The following is a 15,012-nucleotide window of genomic DNA, read 5'->3' as shown; positions in this document are numbered from 1 at the left end:
CGGCCCTCAGCCCTTGACGTAGTCCGCCAGGTGCTCGCCGGTCAGCGTGGAGCGGGCGGCGACGAGGTCGGCCGGGGTGCCCTCGAAGACGACCCGCCCGCCGTCGTGCCCGGCCCCGGGGCCCAGATCGATGATCCAGTCGGCGTGCGCCATGACCGCCTGGTGGTGCTCGATGACGATCACCGACTTGCCCGCGTCGACCAGCCGGTCCAGCAGCCCCAGGAGCTGTTCGACGTCGGCCAGGTGCAGCCCGGTCGTGGGCTCGTCGAGGATGTAGACGCCGCCCTTCTCCCCCATCCGGGTGGCCAGCTTCAGCCGCTGCCGCTCGCCGCCGGACAGGGTGGTCAGCGGCTGGCCCAGGTGCAGGTAGCCCAGACCCGTGTCGTCGAGCCGCCGCAGGATCCTATGGGCCGCAGGGGTGCGCGCCTCCCCGGAGCCGAAGAAGGCCTCGGCCTCGGAGACCGACATCTCCAGCACCTCGCTGATGTCGCGCCCGCCGAGCCGGTACTCCAGCACCGCCGCCTGGAACCGCCTGCCCTCGCACTCCTCGCAGGTCACGGCGACGGTGGCCATCACCCCCAGCTCGGTGTAGACCACCCCGGCGCCCTTGCACTCGGGGCAGGCGCCCTCGGAGTTGGCGCTGAACAGGGCCGGCTTGACCCCGTTGGCCTTGGCGAAGGCCTTGCGGACCGGCTCCAGCAGGCCGCTGTAGGTCGCCGGGTTGCTGCGCCGGGACCCGCGGATCGCGCTCTGGTCGACCGAGACCACGCCCTCCCGCCCGGCCACCGACCCGTGGATCAGCGAGCTCTTGCCCGAGCCCGCCACGCCGGTCACCGCCACCAGCACGCCCAGCGGCACGTCCACGTCGACGCCCCGCAGGTTGTGCGCATCGGCGCCGCGCACCTCCAGTACGCCGGAGGGGGTGCGCACCCGCTCCTTGAGCCCGACCCGGTCGTCCAGGTGGCGGCCGGTCGTGGTGCCGGAGGAGCGCAGCCCCTCGACCGTGCCCTCGAAGCAGACGGTGCCCCCGTCCGACCCGGCCCCGGGGCCCAGGTCGACGACGTGGTCGGCGATGGCGATCAGCTCGGGCTTGTGCTCCACGACCAGCACCGTGTTGCCCTTGTCGCGCAGCCGCAGCAGCAGGTCGTTCATCCGCTGGATGTCGTGCGGGTGCAGGCCGATGGTGGGCTCGTCGAAGACGTAGGTGACGTCGGTCAGGGACGACCCCAGGTGCCGGATCATCTTGATCCGCTGCGCCTCGCCGCCGGAGAGCGTGCCCGAGGGCCGGTTCAGCGACAGGTAGCCCAGGCCGATCTCGACGAAGGAGTCGAGCGTGTCGGCCAGGTTGGCCACCAGCGGCGCCACCGACGGGTCGTCGACGCCGCGCACCCAGGCGGCCAGGTCGCTGATCTGCATCGCGCAGGCGTCGGCGATGCCCACCCCGCCGATCTTGGAGGAGCGGGCGGCCTCGCTGAGCCGGGTGCCGCCGCAGGCGGGGCAGTCGGTGAAGGTGATCGCCCGGTCCACGAACGCGCGGATGTGCGGCTGCATCGCCTCGCGGTCCTTGGACAGGAACGACTTGCGGATCCGGGGGATGAGGCCCTCGTAGGTGACGTTCACGCCGTCGACCTTGATCCGGGTGGCCTCCTTGTGCAGGAGGGCGTCCAGCTCCTCGCCGGAGTAGTCGCGGATGGGCTTGTCCGGGTCGAGGAAGCCCGAGCCCATGAAGATGCGGCCGTACCAGCCGTCCATGGTGTAGCCCGGGATGGTGAGCGCGCCCTCGGCCAGGGACTTGGAGTCGTCGTAGAGCTGGGTCAGGTCGAAGTCGGTGACCTGGCCCCGCCCCTCGCACTCGGGGCACATGCCGCCGACGCGGGTGAAGGTGGCCTTCTCGGCCTTGCTCTTGGAGCCCTTGTCGACGGTGATGGCGCCGCTCGCCCGGACGGTGGCGACGTTGAAGGAGAACGCGTTGGGCGGCCCGACGTAGGGCTGCCCGAGGCGGCTGAACAGGATGCGCAGCATGGCGTTGGCGTCGGTGGCGGTGCCGACCGTGGAGCGCGGGTCGCTGCCCATGGGCTGCTGGTCGATGATGATGGCGGTGGTGAGCCCGTCGAGGAGGTCGACCTCGGGACGGGGCAGGTTCGGCATGAACCCCTGCACGAAGGTGCTGTAGGTCTCGTTGATCAGCCGCTGGGACTCGGCGGCGACGGTGTCGAACACCAGGGAGCTCTTGCCGGACCCGGAGACGCCGGTGAACACGGTCAGGCGGCGCTTGGGGATCTCGATGCCGACGTCTTTGAGGTTGTTCTCGCGGGCGCCGTGCACGCGGATCATGTCGTGGCTGTCGGCGACGTGCAGCGCGGTCGACCGCTCGTCCGTCCTCGGAGCCGTGGTCATCGTCTCTCCATCCGTCATTCCTTCGGCGGGGCGGTCGTGTGAACCCCTCATGGTGCCGCCTCGCACTGACAGCGCACTGACAGGCGTGCGGCGGGCACGGCCGCGGGGCCGCTCAGCGGGGCCCGGCGCCGGCGGGGGCCGGGGAGCCCGGGGCGGAGTGCGGCGGAAGGATCGCCCGCACCGCCGTGGCCGTCCCGGCCGTCGTGCCCGTGCAGGTCACGCTAGGCGAGGAGGGGTCGGCGGAGCTTCTCGATTCCTGACCGGTCTGGTCACCTGTTTGGAAACACAGGAGGGGATGCCCTCGGTCCCGGCCGCCTCGCGCCGGTAGACGCTGGGCGGCATGCCGACGAGCTCGGTGAAGCGGGTGCTGAAGGTCCCGAGGGAGGAGCAGCCGACCTCGAAGCAGACGTCGGTGACGCTCATGTCGCCGCGGCGCAGGAGCGCCATCGCCCGCTCGATGCGGCGCGTCATGAGGTAGGCGTAGGGGGACTCGCCGTAGGCCTGCCGGAACCGGCGGCTCAGGTGCCCCGCGGACATGTGGACGCCCCGCGCCAGGGCCTCGACGTCCAGCGGCCGCGCGTACTCCCGGTCGATCCGGTCCCGGACACGGCGGAGGAGGACGAGTTCCCGGAGTCGCTGTTCATCGGCGTCGATGCTGCCCACAGCAGGGATTCTGGCACAGGCCCCCGGAACGGGGACAGAACCGGTTCCGCCCGCCGGAGGCGTCGGAGGCGGGCTCCGGAATGTCCCACTCCCCGGACCACCGGCGGGCCCGGAGCGCAGCGAGGTGAACGGCCTCCCGGAAGTACTCCGACACGGGACGCCCCTCCCGGGCGGCGGCCTCCCTGAGGATCCTCAGGTCCTCCTCGTCGACCATGACGGTGATCTTCCTCAGCGCCATGAGGACATGGTCTCTCCACGACCGGGGCGCCGCCGTCCAGATGGGCGGATCCACCCGTCAGGACGGCGGCATCGGCTCACTCGGGGCTCACGCCGCCCCACCGTGCCGGGACACGACGCCGACCCGGCCGACGACCCCCGGGGAGGTCCCGGCATCGGAGGTGAACGCCTCCAGGTAGCCGGGTTCCGGCTCCGCGGCGGCGTCCAGCCGCGCCACCACCTCCGCATCCAGCTCCAGGCCGGCGGCGCCGAGGTTCTCCTTCAGCACCTCCGGGGTCGAGGCGGCGATGATCGGGTGCACCCACCCCCGCCGCGCCCGCGTCCACGCGATCGCCACCTGGGCGGGGGCGGCCCCGGTCTCGGCGGCCGCCTCGGCCACCGCCCGGGCGGCCGCCCGCTCGCGCTCCGACGGCGTCCCGCCCCCTGCCCCGGCCAGCACGCCCCGGGCGGGGGGGCGCCACCCCGCCGCCGAAAGGCCCAGGTGCCCGGCCATGGGCAACTGGTCCCGCTCCACCCCGCGCGCCGCGACGTTGTAGGGCACCTGGATGCCCGCGAACGGCGTCCGGTCGCGCCATTCGGCGAGCGCGTCCGCCCGCGCCGCAACCCACGCCGGGGAGTCGGAGATGCCCGTGTACAGCACCTTTCCGGCCCGGACCGCGTCGTCCAGGGCCCGCATCGTCTCCTCGATCGGGGTGTGGCGGTCCCACAGGTGGACCCACAGCACGTCGATGCGGTCGGTACGGAGCCGCCGCAGGCTCCGGTCCAGGGACAGGGCGAGGTTCCTGCGATGCGTGCCCCCGGCGTTGGCGTCGTCCGGGTCCCGGGTCAGCCCGAACTTCGTCCCCAGGACCCACCGGTCCCGGTCTCCGTGGAGGAGTTCCCCCAGGACCTCCTCGGAGTCCCCGTAGGCCGAAGCGGTGTCGATGGTGTTCCCTCCGGCCTCGGCGTAGGTGTCCAGCAGGCGGCGGTGGTTCCGCCGAGCCTCGCCGTCGCCGCGCGCGAAGAACGGCGTGCCGCCAAGGAACAGCTCCGACACCCGCAGCCCGGTGCGGCCGAAGAGGAAGTGCCGCATGCCGCTCACGCCCCCGCCGGCGCGTGGACCGCGTCCTTCTCCCGCACCGAGCGCATCGCCCGCGCCCAGGGGAGGAGCTGGTCGATCATCGAGCCCAGTGCCTCCTCCTGGTGGTCGGCCGGGGCGAAGTGCTGCAGGTCCTCGAAGTCGGTGTACAGGTTCAGCATCACCTGGGCCTGGACGTGCGCGACGCGGACCTCGGAGAGGATCCCCCGCAGGTGGTCCACCGCGTGCGTTCCGCCCACGGCGCCGTAGCCCACGAAGGCGGCCGCCTTGTCGTGCCACTCCGTGTACAGGTAGTCCACGGCGTTCTTCAGCGCCGCCGGAACCGACCGGTTGTACTCGGGGGTGACGAAGACGAAGGCGTCGAACCCGTCGACCGTCCGCGACCAGGACCGGGTGTGGTCCCCGGTGTACTGCCCCGCCGCCGGCGGCAGCGGCTCGTCGAACATGGGCAACCCGACCTCGGCGAGGTCCACCAGCGTGTACTCGGCGTCGCCGCGGGCCTGCGCCTTCTCCTGCACCCACCGGCCCACGACGGCGCCCTTGCGGTCGATCCCGACGAAGTCGCCGCGCCGGTCCGGGCGTGTGGAACCGATGACGACGGCGATTCTGAGCGGTGTCTCGTTGAAGGTGTCCATGCCCTTCAGGCTCGCGCCGTGCCGCGGCCGGGAACAGACCGCCGCGGGGGTGGCCCCACGGGGGCCACCCTCAGCGCGGCCGCTGTCCCTAGACTGCCGACATGGGCGAAAACGAACTCGGGGCGTTCCTTCGCTCCCGCCGCGATGCCCTCACCCCGGCCCAGGCCGGACTGCCCGAGGGGCCGCGCCGCCGCGCCCCCGGCCTGCGCCGCTCCGAGGTCGCCACGCTCGCCGGGGTGAGCGTCGAATACCTCACCCGTCTGGAGCAGGGCCGGGACCGCAACCCGTCCGCGGAGGTGCTCACCGCGCTCGCCGGGGCGCTCCAGCTGACGCCCGACGCCTATGTGCACCTGCACCGGCTCGCCAAGACCGACGGCGGCCGCGAGTGCCACAGCGCCGAGCCGCCCCGGCGCACCGTCCGGCCCACGGTCCGGGCACTGGTCGAGCGCCTGGAGCCCTCGCCCGCGGCGGTGTTCAACCGCCTGGACGACGTGCTCGCCCACACCAACGGGTTCGCCCGGCTGGTGGAGGCGTCCGGACTCTTGGACGGGCCCGAGCCCAACCTCACGCGGTTCGTGTTCGCCGATCCCCGCGCGCGCTCGGCGCTGCCCGACTGGGAGCGGGTGGCCGACGCGCAGACCGCCCGGCTGCGCTCCCAGGCGGCCTGGGGCGACGGGCACATGCTCCCGCTGGTCGAGGAGCTGTCGGAGCTCCCCGAGTTCGCCTCGCGGTGGCGGGACGCGGCGACCCTCCCACCGCGCAGGGGCGTGCACCGCTGGGTGCACCCCGGAGCGGGGGAGCTGCGCCTGGCGTTCGAGTGCCTTGACCTGCCCGACTATGACGGCCAGTACCTGCTGGCGTACATCCCCGATGACGCGGCCACCGCCGCCGCCTTGGACCGCCTCACCGGCCTGCGCCCGGGAGCCCTGCGCGCCGTGGGGAACTGACCGGCCTTCCCGCCGTCCGGCGGGTTCTCAGGTGGACGCGCGCCCCCTCCGGGAGTGCATCGGCGGATGCAGCGGACACGGCCCGGTGGTTCGGCCACCGAGTGCGGTGAACGTGCCGCCTCAGGGGCGATCGAGTGGTGGAAACGCCGGTGTGCTCGGCGTTGATCTCGGGAGAAACGACGCTACCGGGCCGCTTTTAGGGGCGCATTTCCCGAGATCAACGACGCAGGGGCGCCGCGCACGGGACACGGGGTCGGCCCGACCCGCCGGATCCGCCGACGGCGCCCTTCCACTGGACGCGCATTCAGATGTCGCCATCATTCGGATTGTGTGCGTATCCTGATCCCGGATGAACGGCGGAACGGGGAGGGATCGGCGATGGTCCGGCTGACACGGGTCCAGCAGCAGGCCCGCACACGCGCATCGGTGCTGGCGGCGGCCCGGGCGGAGTTCACCGAGCACGGCTACGCCCCGGCCAAGGTCGACCGGATCGCCGAACGGGCGGAGCTGACCCGGGGCGCCGTCTACTCCAACTTCCCGAGCAAGCGGGCCCTGTATCTGGCGGTGCTGGTCGACCTGGTCGAAAGCGGGGGCTCCGGCGGCGCCCCCGCACCGGCCGACTCCCCCGGGACGGCGGCCGAGGCGCTCGGCGCCCTCGCCCGCGCCTGGCTGGAGCGCATCCCCCTCGCCGACGACCCCGCCGCCGGGGGCCGGCTGTCGCTGCGCTCCCTGACCGGCGCCGCCGACCGCGACCACGACCGGGCGGTGCTCGCCCAGACCGCCCACTTGGAGGCCCTCCTGCTGGCCATCGGGCTGGAGTCCTGCGAGCCGCACGCCGAGCGCCGCGTCCGCCTCGCCGAAGTAGTGCTGACGCTGCTGGCGGGATGCGGGGCGCTCGCCGAGAGCGCCCCCGGCTCCGGCGACCCCTTCGACCGGATCCGCGCCTGCGAACACCTCGCGTACCTCGACCTCGCCGACACCTGGGCGCCCGCGCACCTGCCCTACGTCCCGCCCGCCGCGGCCGTCCGGGAACCCTGGTCCCCGCCGGCCGGACCGGTGGACGTGATCGGCGGCGCACCGGTCGACCTCGGCGCCGACGGCGTGGTCGCCGTCCTGGGCGCCCACCGCCTCGCCGCCGCCGAGGAGGCCGTACGCGCGGCGCCGCCGGGGGAGCAGGTCACGGTCGCCGTCGCCACCGGGGACCCGGCCGAGACCGGGGCCCTCGTCCGGTTGCGCGTCGCCGACCTGGTCGCGTGTCTGCGGCGGGTGTTCCCGGCGCGGGCATGGGACGGCCTGCGGCTGGTCATCGACGACACCGGTGCGGTGGCCGCGGCGCTCGGCCTGCCCGGGGCCGACGATCGGACCGAGGCCGCCGTCCGGATCGGACAGGGGCGGATCACCGCCCGGGCACAGGGCAGGGGAGCCGCCCACGCAGCGGCGGCGGCCGGGGCCGCCGACTCCGCCGGGCACACGACCACCTCCGGTGGGGACGCACCCCGATGACACCGTCAGGCCACGACGAAGAAGAGTGCGGCGCCGCTCACGGCTGCGAGCCCGAGCCGGACCCGGCCCGGCACCGTGCCGATCGCGCCGCCCCGGCGGCCGTCCCCGACCTTCCCGCCTCCCCGAGACCGGCACGGGCACTGCCGGACCGAAACCACCCCCCCGGAAGAAAGGTGAGGACGCATGACCCCGCCTCCGCCCGCCCCTGACGCCGCCCCCGGCCCCGACGCCGACGCCGACCACGGCCTGGCGGTGCTCCACACACTGCGCTGCGGTGGGCACGCCGACACCGGCCGCGTCGCCGAGGCCGTCGGCCTCACCGCTCCCGAGGCCGAGTCCGCGCTGATCGACCTCGCGGTCGACGGGCTGGTCACCCGCCACCCCGCGCCCTTTCCCGGGTGGGGCCTAACGGACGCCGGACGCGCCGCCCACGCCGAGCGGACCGCCCGCCGCCTGGAGGAGTCCGGCGCCCGCGACGCCGTGGCGGCGGCGTTCGAGCGCTTCCTGGAGCTCAACCCCGAGCTCCTCGACCTGTGCACCGCCTGGCAGCTCAAGCCCGTCGACGGGACACCGGCCGTCAACGACCACAGCGACCCCGACTACGACGCCCGCGTGCTGGACCGCTTCGCCGACCTGCACCGGCGCGCCGCCCCCGTCTACAGCGAGCTGGCCGCGGCGCTTCCCCGCTTCGACCGCTACCGGGTGCGCCTCACCGACGCCCTCGACCGGGCCCGCGCCGGGGCGACGGAGTACGTGGCCGACCACACCGCCTCGTTCCACACCGTGTGGGCCGAGCTCCACGAGGACCTCCTCGCCACCCTCGGGATCCCGCGATGAGGTGGATCCGCCCGCTGTCCGCGGACCTCGACGAGGGCGCCGACGCCCTGGGCGCCAAGGCGCACGGCCTGGTGGCCCTCCACCGCCTCGGCCTCCCGGTCCCGCCCGCGTTCGTCGTCACCACCGAGGCGTGCCGGCGCTTCCTGAGCGAGGGGCGGCCGCCCGACGGGCTCCGCGAAGAACTGGCCGGCGCCGTGCGCGGGCTGGAGGCCGCGACCGGGCGGCGGTTCGGCGGTGAACACGCGCCGCTGGCCGTCTCGGTCCGCTCCGGGGCGGGGGTGTCGATGCCCGGGATGATGAGCACCGTGCTCGACCTGGGGCTGACCTCCCGGGCCACCGCCGCGCTGGCCGCCGAGACCGGGGACGCGCGGTTCGCGCTGGAATCCCGGCTGCGGCTGCTGACCGGCTTCGCCGCCGCGCTCCCGGGGGTCCCCGCGGACGCCGCCGCCCCCGGGGACGCCGACGGGAACCCCGGAGTCGGGGACACCGACCGGCTGCGCGCCGCGATCGCCGCCGCCGAGGAGAGGATCGAGCGGCGGCACGGCCGCCCCTTCCCCGACGACGCGGCCGAACAGCTGGAGACGGCCGTGGAGGCCGTCTTCTCCTCCTGGGACGCGCCGCGCGCCCGGACCTACCGCGAGCTGAACGGCATCCCGCACGACCTGGGCACCGCCGTCGTCGTGCAGGCGATGGTGTTCGGCAACCGCGACGGCCGCAGCGGCACGGGGGTCGCGTTCAGCCGCGACCCCGGCACCGGGGAGAACGCCCCTTCCGGCGACGTCCTGTTCGCCCGCCAGGGTGAGGACGTGGTGTCCGGCCGGGAACCGTCCCTGCCCCTGCACGAGCTCCGCTCCCGGGAGCCCTCGGTGGCCGACGCGCTCGGCGGGGCCCTGGCCCGCGCCGAGGGGCACTTCCGCGACGCCTGCTACGTGGAGTTCACCTTCGAGTCGGGCGGACTGTGGCTGCTCCAGGCCCGTCCCGGCCGCTTCACCGGCGCCGCGGGGGTGCGCGTCGCGGTGGACCTCGCCGAGGCGGGGGTGATCACGCGGGAGGAGGCGCTGCTCCGCGTCCCGCCGCAGGGGATCCGGAACGTCCGGGCACCGCGCATCACCGCCGGGGCGCAGGCCGACGTCGTCGGGCGGGGCGTGGGCGCGTGCCCGGGTGTGGCCGTCGGCCGGCTCGCCACGACGAGCGAGGCGGCGGTGCGCATGGCGGCCGACGGCCCGGTCGTCCTCGTCCGCCCCGAGACCTCGCCCGACGACGTGCGGGGGCTGGCCGCGGCGGCGGGGATCGCCACGGCGCGGGGCGGCGCCGCCAGCCATGCGGCGGTCGTGGCCCGGTCGATGGGCAGGCCCGCGGCCGTCGGCATCGCCGGGCTGGAGGTCGACGCCGCGGCGGCGACGGTCCGCGCGGGCGGGAGGACCCTCGCCGAGGGGGACGTGGTGGCGGTCGACGGCGCCGGGGGAGAGCTGGTGCTCGGTGACCCGGCGACGACGACGGACACCGCCGACGCCCACCTGCGCACCCTGCTCGCATGGGCGGACGACGTGTCGGACGGGCCGCCCGCCGACGACGAGGAGCCCCGCCTGCGGGCCGCGCAGGCGGCCGTGCGCCGAAGCCGGGGCTGATGGGCCGGACGCCGTCGGCGCTGCCGAGGGTTGACTCTGCCCCTGGGGAAGACAGTGGGATCGGTTCCGGCCCATCCGAGAGCCGGGTGGCGACCACGAGGACGACCGATGACCGAATTCACCGTCGAAGAGCGCGCCGAGCGCCCCTGGGTGGGCGTGTCCACGACCGGCGAACTCGCCCACTGGGACCGCGTGAACGCGCACGTTCCGCGGATCTACGCCGCGCTCGCCGCGGCCGGGGGGATCCCCGAGGGCGGACCGGTCTACCAGTACCACCGCATGCGGACCGCGGCCGATCCGATGGACGTGACCGTGTCGGTTCCGGTGGCCGCCCGCATCGAGATCGGTGAGGGCTTCAAGACCGGCGCCCTCCCCGCCGGCCGCTACCTGGTCACCCGCCCGGAGGGCGGCCCGGACGCCCTGAAGGGGGTGCACGGCGAGATGTGGCGGTGGGCCGCCCTGCAGGGGCTGGAACCGGCGATCGAGGAGCGGGCGGACGGGATCCACTGGCGGGCGCGCACCGAGCAGTTCCTCACCGACCCGCAGACCGAGCCCGACCGCACCAAGTGGGCGATCGAAGTCGCATACTTGCTGAAGTGACCAGGACCGCCAGGCTGTCGATCGGGGAGTTCAGCCGCCTCACCTGGCTCTCGCCGAAGGCGCTGCGCATATACGAGCGGCGGGGGCTCCTCCTGCCGGACCTCGTCGACGACTACACGGGCTACCGCTACTACCGGCCCTCCCAGGCGGAACGGGCGCGGACGATCGCGCTGCTGCGCCGCGTCGGAATGCCGCTGGAGCGGATCGGCGCGGTGCTCGACGCCACGGGGGAACGGCGGCGCGCCCTGATCGAGGCGTACCGGGTGGAGACCGTCCGGGCGCACGAACGCGCCGTCGCCCTGCTCGACGGCCTGGCGAGCGGCCTCTCCGAAGCACGGCCGCCCGAGAACGCGCCCACCGTGCGCAGCCGAGAGGCGAGACCCCGGGCGTTCCTGTCACGCACGCTGCGGACGACCGCCGCCGACCTCCCCTCGCACATCGAGCGCGCCGCAGCCGCGCTCGTCCAACGCGCCGGCGCGGCCCTCGACCCCGCCCAGCCGCTCATCGTCGTCTACCACGGCGAGGTGAGCTGGGAGTCGGACGGGCCGATCGAGGTCCGCGTGCCCGTCACCGACAGCGGTGCGGCCGACGGCACCGAGCCCGAGGGAACGGAGTTCTTGACCGACGTTCCGTTCGGCGAGGTCCAGTTCCCCACGATCCTGCGCTCCTTCGACGCGGTGCGGGACGCCGCCGCACGCGGGACATGCCGCCCATCGGGGTCGCCGCGCGAGATCTACACCGGCGGCGACCCGTTCAGGTGCCAGGTGGCACAGCGCTACGTCGACGTATCGACCTGAAGACCCGCCGCGTCCGCCGCCCCCGCGGCGTTGATCTCGGGAAATGCGCCCCTAAAAGCGGCCCGGAAGCGTCGTTTCTCCCGAGATCAACGCCGAGCACACCCGCCTGTCCATGCGTGCTCAGGGGCGCGTGCCCGGGCCGAAGCCGGTCCAGCGCAGGTCGGGCGGGAGGTGTCCCATGTCGTTGTAGAGCACCAGCGACGGCGGCCCGGCGCCGTAGTGGCCGATCGCGGTGAGGGACGCGTTGCCGCACGACAGACCCAGCCACCGGTCCGGCGGGGCGCCCATCGCGTGCCGCACCAGCCAGGCCACCTGGTAGCCGTGGGTGATCAGCACCTCGTGGGTCTCCGTCTCCGCGGGCCGGGCGAACCGGTCGAGGAGGGCGCCCGCCAGGCGCGCGCCCTCGGCCGCCTCCGCGGGGTCGAACCCGTCGAAGAACCCCGCCCACCCCGGCGGCGGATCGTCGGGCACGTGCGGAACGTGGTCGATCAGCTCCTCCGCCTCCCGGACGGGGACGCCCGGCAGGCACTCACCGACGACCTTCGCCGAACGCACCGCCCGGGGCAGGGGCGAATGCCAGACCGCGTCGACGGGCAGCGCCGCGAGCCGCTCGGCGAGGAGCCCCATCTGCCGCAGCCCGGCATCGGTCACCTCCCCGAACGCATCCGCCGCTCCGTGCCGCGCCACGTACAGGTGCCGCACCGCCATCGCCGCTCCTTCCAGATGCCATCACCATCGCAATGATGATGGCATCTGGAATGGAGTAATGGAAACCCCGCCCGTGACGGGCGTCCGGGCCTGGCACCGGGAGTGCTAGCCACAGCGAGGGGGTGGCTGCCCTCAGGGCGCCGACGGATGCTGGACCGGCACCGCGGCGCACACCGTGAGGCCCGCCCTCGGCGCGGCCCCCGCCCCCACCACCCGACCCGAAGGAGAGCGACCCCATGGACCTGCGGCTCGACGGCAAGGCGGTCATCGTCACCGGCGGTACCAGCGGAATCGGCCTGGAGACCGTCCGCACCCTCGCCGACGAGGGGGCGCGCCCCGTGGCGGTCGCCCGCAAGGACCCGGAGTCCGGGCTGCTCCCGGACGCTGCCGTGTTCCTCGCGGCCGACCTGACCGACCCGGCGGCGGCCGAGGCCGTGGTCGCCGAGACCCTCGACCGCCTCGGGCGGGTCGACGGCCTGGTGAACAATGCCGCGCTGTTCACCACCCACGATTCGGCCCTGGACTTCGAGGACGGGGCGTGGCGGTCGGCGCTGGAGGTCAACCTGCTCGCCCCGGTCCGGCTCGTCCGGGCCGCCGTGCCCGCCATGAAGGCCAGCGGGGCCGACGGGAGCATCGTCCACCTGGGCAGCGAGGCGGGCCGCATGCCCGACCCGATCCTGGCCCCGTACGCCGCGACGAAGGCGGCGCTGCTGTCGCTGTCCAAGTCCCTGGCGATCGAGCTCGGGCCGGTCGGCATCCGCTCGAACACGGTCTCCCCCGGCCCCACCCGGACGGCCCTGTTCGACGCGCCGGGCGGGTTCGCCGAACAGCTCGCCGACCGCTTCGGCACCGACCCCGACACGGCGGTCGACCGGTTCATCCGCGAGGAGCGGCGGCTGCCCACCGGCAGGATCGGCGCCCCCGAGGACGTCGCCGAGGTGATCGCCTACCTGCTCTCGCCGAAGGCGCGCCAGGTCACCGGCGCGGAGTGGGCGATTGACGGCGGCGCCCTGCGCCAGCTCTGAGGCGCCGGGGTCGGGGGCGGGCCGCGGAGGGAGGGCGGCGGCCGGTCACTTCACGTCGCCGGCGCCCGCGACGACGACCCCGTAGAGGTCGGCGATCCCGGCCATGGCGGAGGCGTGCAGCTGCTCGGCGGTGACACCGCCCGTGACGGACGGAAGCGCGCGGGTGGCGCAGGCCTCGGCGACGACGGTGGGGGTGAAGCCGCGCAGGAAGGCGCCCTCGGACGTGTAGGTCACGCACATGTGCGACATGAAGCCGATGACGATGATGTTCCGCCGCCCCGTGGCCCGCACCCGCTCCTCCAGGTCGGTGCCGACGAAGGAGTTGGGGGCGTTCTTCACCACGACCGGCTCACCCTCCACCGGGGCGACGCTCGGGTGGACGGCGCCGATCTCCGCCCGGATGTCGTAAGGGCTCCCCTCGCCGCCGTCGTGCTGGACGTGGACGACCGGGGTCCCGGCCTCCCGGGCGCGGGCGAGCAGGCCGGCGGCGGCGTCGAGCGCGGGGCGCCACCCCTCCAGCTCCATGACGCCGGTCGTGTAGGTGTTCTGGTAGTCGATCAGGACCAGGACCGCGTCGTCGAGCGTGGCGGGGGACGCGTCCAGTCCGTTCACGGCGCGCAGGGTGGTCGAAGGCATGGCGGAGCACCTCGTCGTCAGTGGTCGGAACTGTTGGAAGGGGGAGGGGGCCGGTCGGGGCCGGGCGCCCTCCGGGTCACGTGAAGAAGCTAGTGTGGGGCGCCGGGTGTCGGCAATGACACCTGATGCGCAGATCCGGACATCGCGCCCCGGGGCATCCGCACCGGGCATCCGCACCGGACACCGCCATCGGCCCACCCCTTGGAGGCCCAGTGGAGACCGAGGACACCGCCCCCGCCGAACGCCCCCTCGTCGTCATCGTCGTGTTCGAGGGTGTGGACCTGCTGGACGTCACCGGCCCGTCCGAGGTGTTCGCCCTGGTCCGGCGGGAGAGCTCCGGCACGCTGGGGTACGACGTCCTGCTCGCGGCGCGGACACTGGACCCGGTGGTGACCATGGCCGGGGTGCGGGTGCTGCCCGACGTCACCTTCGACGCGCTCGCCGGGCGCCGCATCGACACCCTGCTGGTGCCGGGCGCGGTGGAGCAGGACGGGACGGGGCGGCTGCGCGCGCTGGCCGACCCGTACCTGGTGGAGCTGGTGGGCGAGCTGTCCGGGCGGTCCCGCCGGACCGCCTCCGTCTGCGTCGGCGCGCACCTGCTGGCGGCGGCCGGACTGCTCGACGGCAAGCGCGCCACCACGCACTGGACGACCGCGCCCCAGCTCGCCGAGGAGCACCCCGAGGTCCACGTCGACGCGGACCCGATCTTCATCCGGGACGGCGACGTGTGGACCGGGGCCGGGATCAGCTCCGGCCTGGATCTGGCGCTGGCGCTGGTGACCGAGGACTTCGGGGAGCAGGTGGCGCTGCGCGTCGCCCGGCAACTGGTGATGTACCTCAAGCGGCCCGGCGGTCAGAGCCAGTTCAGCGTCCCGCTCGAACCCGTCTCGGCCACGCGCCGCATCGAGGAGCTGCGCCTCTACGTCCAGCACCACCTCGACGGGGACCTGAGCGCCGCCCACCTCGCCGAGGTGGCGCACGTCGGCGAACGCCAGCTCGCCCGCATCTTCAAGGCCGAGCTGGGGACGACCCCCGCCGCCTACGTCGAGTCGGCCCGCCTCGAACAGGCCCGTATCCGGCTGGAGACGAGCGAGGACACGCTGGAGCGCATCGCCTCCGGCTGCGGATTCGGCAGCGTCGACACCCTGGTCCGGTCCTTCCGGCGCCGCCTGGGCACCACCCCGCACGCCTACCGGCAGCGCTTCCGGACCCGCTCTGCGTGAGGGGAGGCCCACCGCTCTCCCAGGACGGGCCCGGGGACGAGGCGGCGGCCCCGGGAGAAGTGGGTCGTCCTCCCCTTCCGCCTGCACCGCGACCGGAC

The 15,012-nt window shown here is 74.4% G+C and carries 15 protein-coding genes; 8 read left to right on the top strand and 7 right to left on the bottom strand.

The window, feature by feature from the left end; translation table 11 throughout:
* Positions 1 to 6 precede the first annotated feature (6 nt).
* The 5 genes from O4J56_RS12035 to O4J56_RS12015 all read right to left on the bottom strand — a co-directional run bounded on the left by O4J56_RS12035 (position 7) and on the right by O4J56_RS12015 (position 5,010).
* Positions 7 to 2,397, bottom strand: coding sequence for an excinuclease ABC subunit UvrA (locus O4J56_RS12035; protein WP_270685818.1), 2,391 nt, complete (start codon positions 2,395 to 2,397; stop codon positions 7 to 9).
* Positions 2,398 to 2,613: 216 nt separating this feature from the next.
* A complete protein-coding gene (locus O4J56_RS12030; RefSeq protein ID WP_270685817.1) occupies positions 2,614 to 3,060 on the bottom strand; it encodes a helix-turn-helix transcriptional regulator in 447 nt (148 codons plus the stop codon).
* Positions 3,038 to 3,298, bottom strand: a complete 261-nt coding sequence (locus O4J56_RS12025) for a ribbon-helix-helix protein, CopG family (protein ID WP_270685816.1) — start codon at positions 3,296 to 3,298, stop codon at positions 3,038 to 3,040. Before O4J56_RS12025 ends, O4J56_RS12030 begins: the two co-directional genes overlap by 23 nt.
* Positions 3,299 to 3,385: 87 nt before the next feature.
* Positions 3,386 to 4,369, bottom strand: a complete 984-nt coding sequence (locus tag O4J56_RS12020) for an aldo/keto reductase (protein WP_270685850.1) — start codon at positions 4,367 to 4,369, stop codon at positions 3,386 to 3,388.
* A 5-nt stretch (positions 4,370 to 4,374) separates the two neighbouring features.
* Positions 4,375 to 5,010: an NADPH-dependent FMN reductase gene (locus O4J56_RS12015; protein WP_270685815.1), complete on the bottom strand. Its 636-nt coding sequence runs from the start codon at positions 5,008 to 5,010 to the stop codon at positions 4,375 to 4,377.
* Positions 5,011 to 5,111: 101 nt separating this feature from the next.
* On the opposite strand from O4J56_RS12015, the gene O4J56_RS12010 reads away from it, so the two are divergent.
* The 6 genes from O4J56_RS12010 to O4J56_RS11985 all read left to right on the top strand — a co-directional run bounded on the left by O4J56_RS12010 (position 5,112) and on the right by O4J56_RS11985 (position 11,322).
* Positions 5,112 to 5,957, top strand: coding sequence for a helix-turn-helix domain-containing protein (locus O4J56_RS12010; protein WP_270685814.1), 846 nt, complete (start codon positions 5,112 to 5,114; stop codon positions 5,955 to 5,957).
* 378 nt (positions 5,958 to 6,335) lie between these two features.
* Positions 6,336 to 7,460 carry a TetR/AcrR family transcriptional regulator gene (locus O4J56_RS12005; protein WP_270685813.1) on the top strand — a complete coding sequence of 375 codons (1,125 nt, stop codon included), beginning with the start codon at positions 6,336 to 6,338 and terminating at the stop codon, positions 7,458 to 7,460.
* Between the two features lie 183 nt (positions 7,461 to 7,643).
* Entirely contained in the window at positions 7,644 to 8,297 is a 654-nt protein-coding gene (locus O4J56_RS12000; RefSeq protein ID WP_270685812.1) for a helix-turn-helix domain-containing protein, read from the top strand.
* A complete protein-coding gene (locus O4J56_RS11995) occupies positions 8,294 to 9,925 on the top strand; it encodes a pyruvate, phosphate dikinase (RefSeq protein ID WP_270685811.1) in 1,632 nt (543 codons plus the stop codon). Before O4J56_RS12000 ends, O4J56_RS11995 begins: the two co-directional genes overlap by 4 nt.
* Before the next feature lie 108 nt (positions 9,926 to 10,033).
* On the top strand, positions 10,034 to 10,525 hold the full coding sequence (locus O4J56_RS11990; RefSeq protein ID WP_270685810.1) for a GyrI-like domain-containing protein: 492 nt from the start codon (positions 10,034 to 10,036) through the stop codon (positions 10,523 to 10,525).
* Positions 10,522 to 11,322 (top strand): MerR family transcriptional regulator, encoded by an 801-nt coding sequence (locus O4J56_RS11985; protein WP_270685809.1) that lies wholly within the window; start codon positions 10,522 to 10,524, stop codon positions 11,320 to 11,322. The genes O4J56_RS11990 and O4J56_RS11985 overlap by 4 nt, the downstream gene beginning before the upstream one ends.
* Before the next feature lie 120 nt (positions 11,323 to 11,442).
* Here the strand turns inward: O4J56_RS11985 and O4J56_RS11980 are convergent, their stop codons facing one another.
* Entirely contained in the window at positions 11,443 to 12,030 is a 588-nt protein-coding gene (locus O4J56_RS11980; protein ID WP_270685808.1) for a histidine phosphatase family protein, read from the bottom strand.
* Positions 12,031 to 12,266: 236 nt separating this feature from the next.
* Between O4J56_RS11980 and O4J56_RS11975 the strand changes: the two genes are divergently transcribed.
* Positions 12,267 to 13,055 carry an SDR family NAD(P)-dependent oxidoreductase gene (locus O4J56_RS11975; protein WP_270685807.1) on the top strand — a complete coding sequence of 263 codons (789 nt, stop codon included), beginning with the start codon at positions 12,267 to 12,269 and terminating at the stop codon, positions 13,053 to 13,055.
* A 45-nt stretch (positions 13,056 to 13,100) separates the two neighbouring features.
* Here O4J56_RS11975 and O4J56_RS11970 read toward each other — a convergent pair whose 3' ends face one another.
* Positions 13,101 to 13,691, bottom strand: a complete 591-nt coding sequence (locus O4J56_RS11970; RefSeq protein WP_270685806.1) for a cysteine hydrolase family protein — start codon at positions 13,689 to 13,691, stop codon at positions 13,101 to 13,103.
* Positions 13,692 to 13,903: 212 nt separating this feature from the next.
* On the opposite strand from O4J56_RS11970, the gene O4J56_RS11965 reads away from it, so the two are divergent.
* A complete protein-coding gene (locus tag O4J56_RS11965) occupies positions 13,904 to 14,914 on the top strand; it encodes a GlxA family transcriptional regulator (protein ID WP_270685805.1) in 1,011 nt (336 codons plus the stop codon).
* Positions 14,915 to 15,012: the final 98 nt, after the last annotated feature.

This window comes from Nocardiopsis endophytica (assembly GCF_027706725.1).
GTDB classification, from domain to species: Bacteria; Actinomycetota; Actinomycetes; order Streptosporangiales; family Streptosporangiaceae; genus Nocardiopsis_A; species Nocardiopsis_A endophytica.
Note: the sequence above shows the minus strand (reverse complement) of the source record. Positions and strands in the feature narration are given on the sequence as shown.

Coding starts and splice junctions, on each gene's coding strand:
- O4J56_RS12035 (WP_270685818.1), bottom strand. CDS start 2,397: ATGACCACGGCTCCGAGGACGGACGAGCGGTCGACCGCGCTGCACGTC.
- O4J56_RS12025 (WP_270685816.1), bottom strand. CDS start 3,298: ATGGCGCTGAGGAAGATCACCGTCATGGTCGACGAGGAGGACCTGAGG.
- O4J56_RS12020 (WP_270685850.1), bottom strand. CDS start 4,369: ATGCGGCACTTCCTCTTCGGCCGCACCGGGCTGCGGGTGTCGGAGCTG.
- O4J56_RS12015 (WP_270685815.1), bottom strand. CDS start 5,010: ATGGACACCTTCAACGAGACACCGCTCAGAATCGCCGTCGTCATCGGT.
- O4J56_RS12010 (WP_270685814.1), top strand. CDS start 5,112: ATGGGCGAAAACGAACTCGGGGCGTTCCTTCGCTCCCGCCGCGATGCC.
- O4J56_RS12005 (WP_270685813.1), top strand. CDS start 6,336: ATGGTCCGGCTGACACGGGTCCAGCAGCAGGCCCGCACACGCGCATCG.
- O4J56_RS12000 (WP_270685812.1), top strand. CDS start 7,644: ATGACCCCGCCTCCGCCCGCCCCTGACGCCGCCCCCGGCCCCGACGCC.
- O4J56_RS11995 (WP_270685811.1), top strand. CDS start 8,294: ATGAGGTGGATCCGCCCGCTGTCCGCGGACCTCGACGAGGGCGCCGAC.
- O4J56_RS11990 (WP_270685810.1), top strand. CDS start 10,034: ATGACCGAATTCACCGTCGAAGAGCGCGCCGAGCGCCCCTGGGTGGGC.
- O4J56_RS11980 (WP_270685808.1), bottom strand. CDS start 12,030: ATGGCGGTGCGGCACCTGTACGTGGCGCGGCACGGAGCGGCGGATGCG.
- O4J56_RS11975 (WP_270685807.1), top strand. CDS start 12,267: ATGGACCTGCGGCTCGACGGCAAGGCGGTCATCGTCACCGGCGGTACC.
- O4J56_RS11970 (WP_270685806.1), bottom strand. CDS start 13,691: ATGCCTTCGACCACCCTGCGCGCCGTGAACGGACTGGACGCGTCCCCC.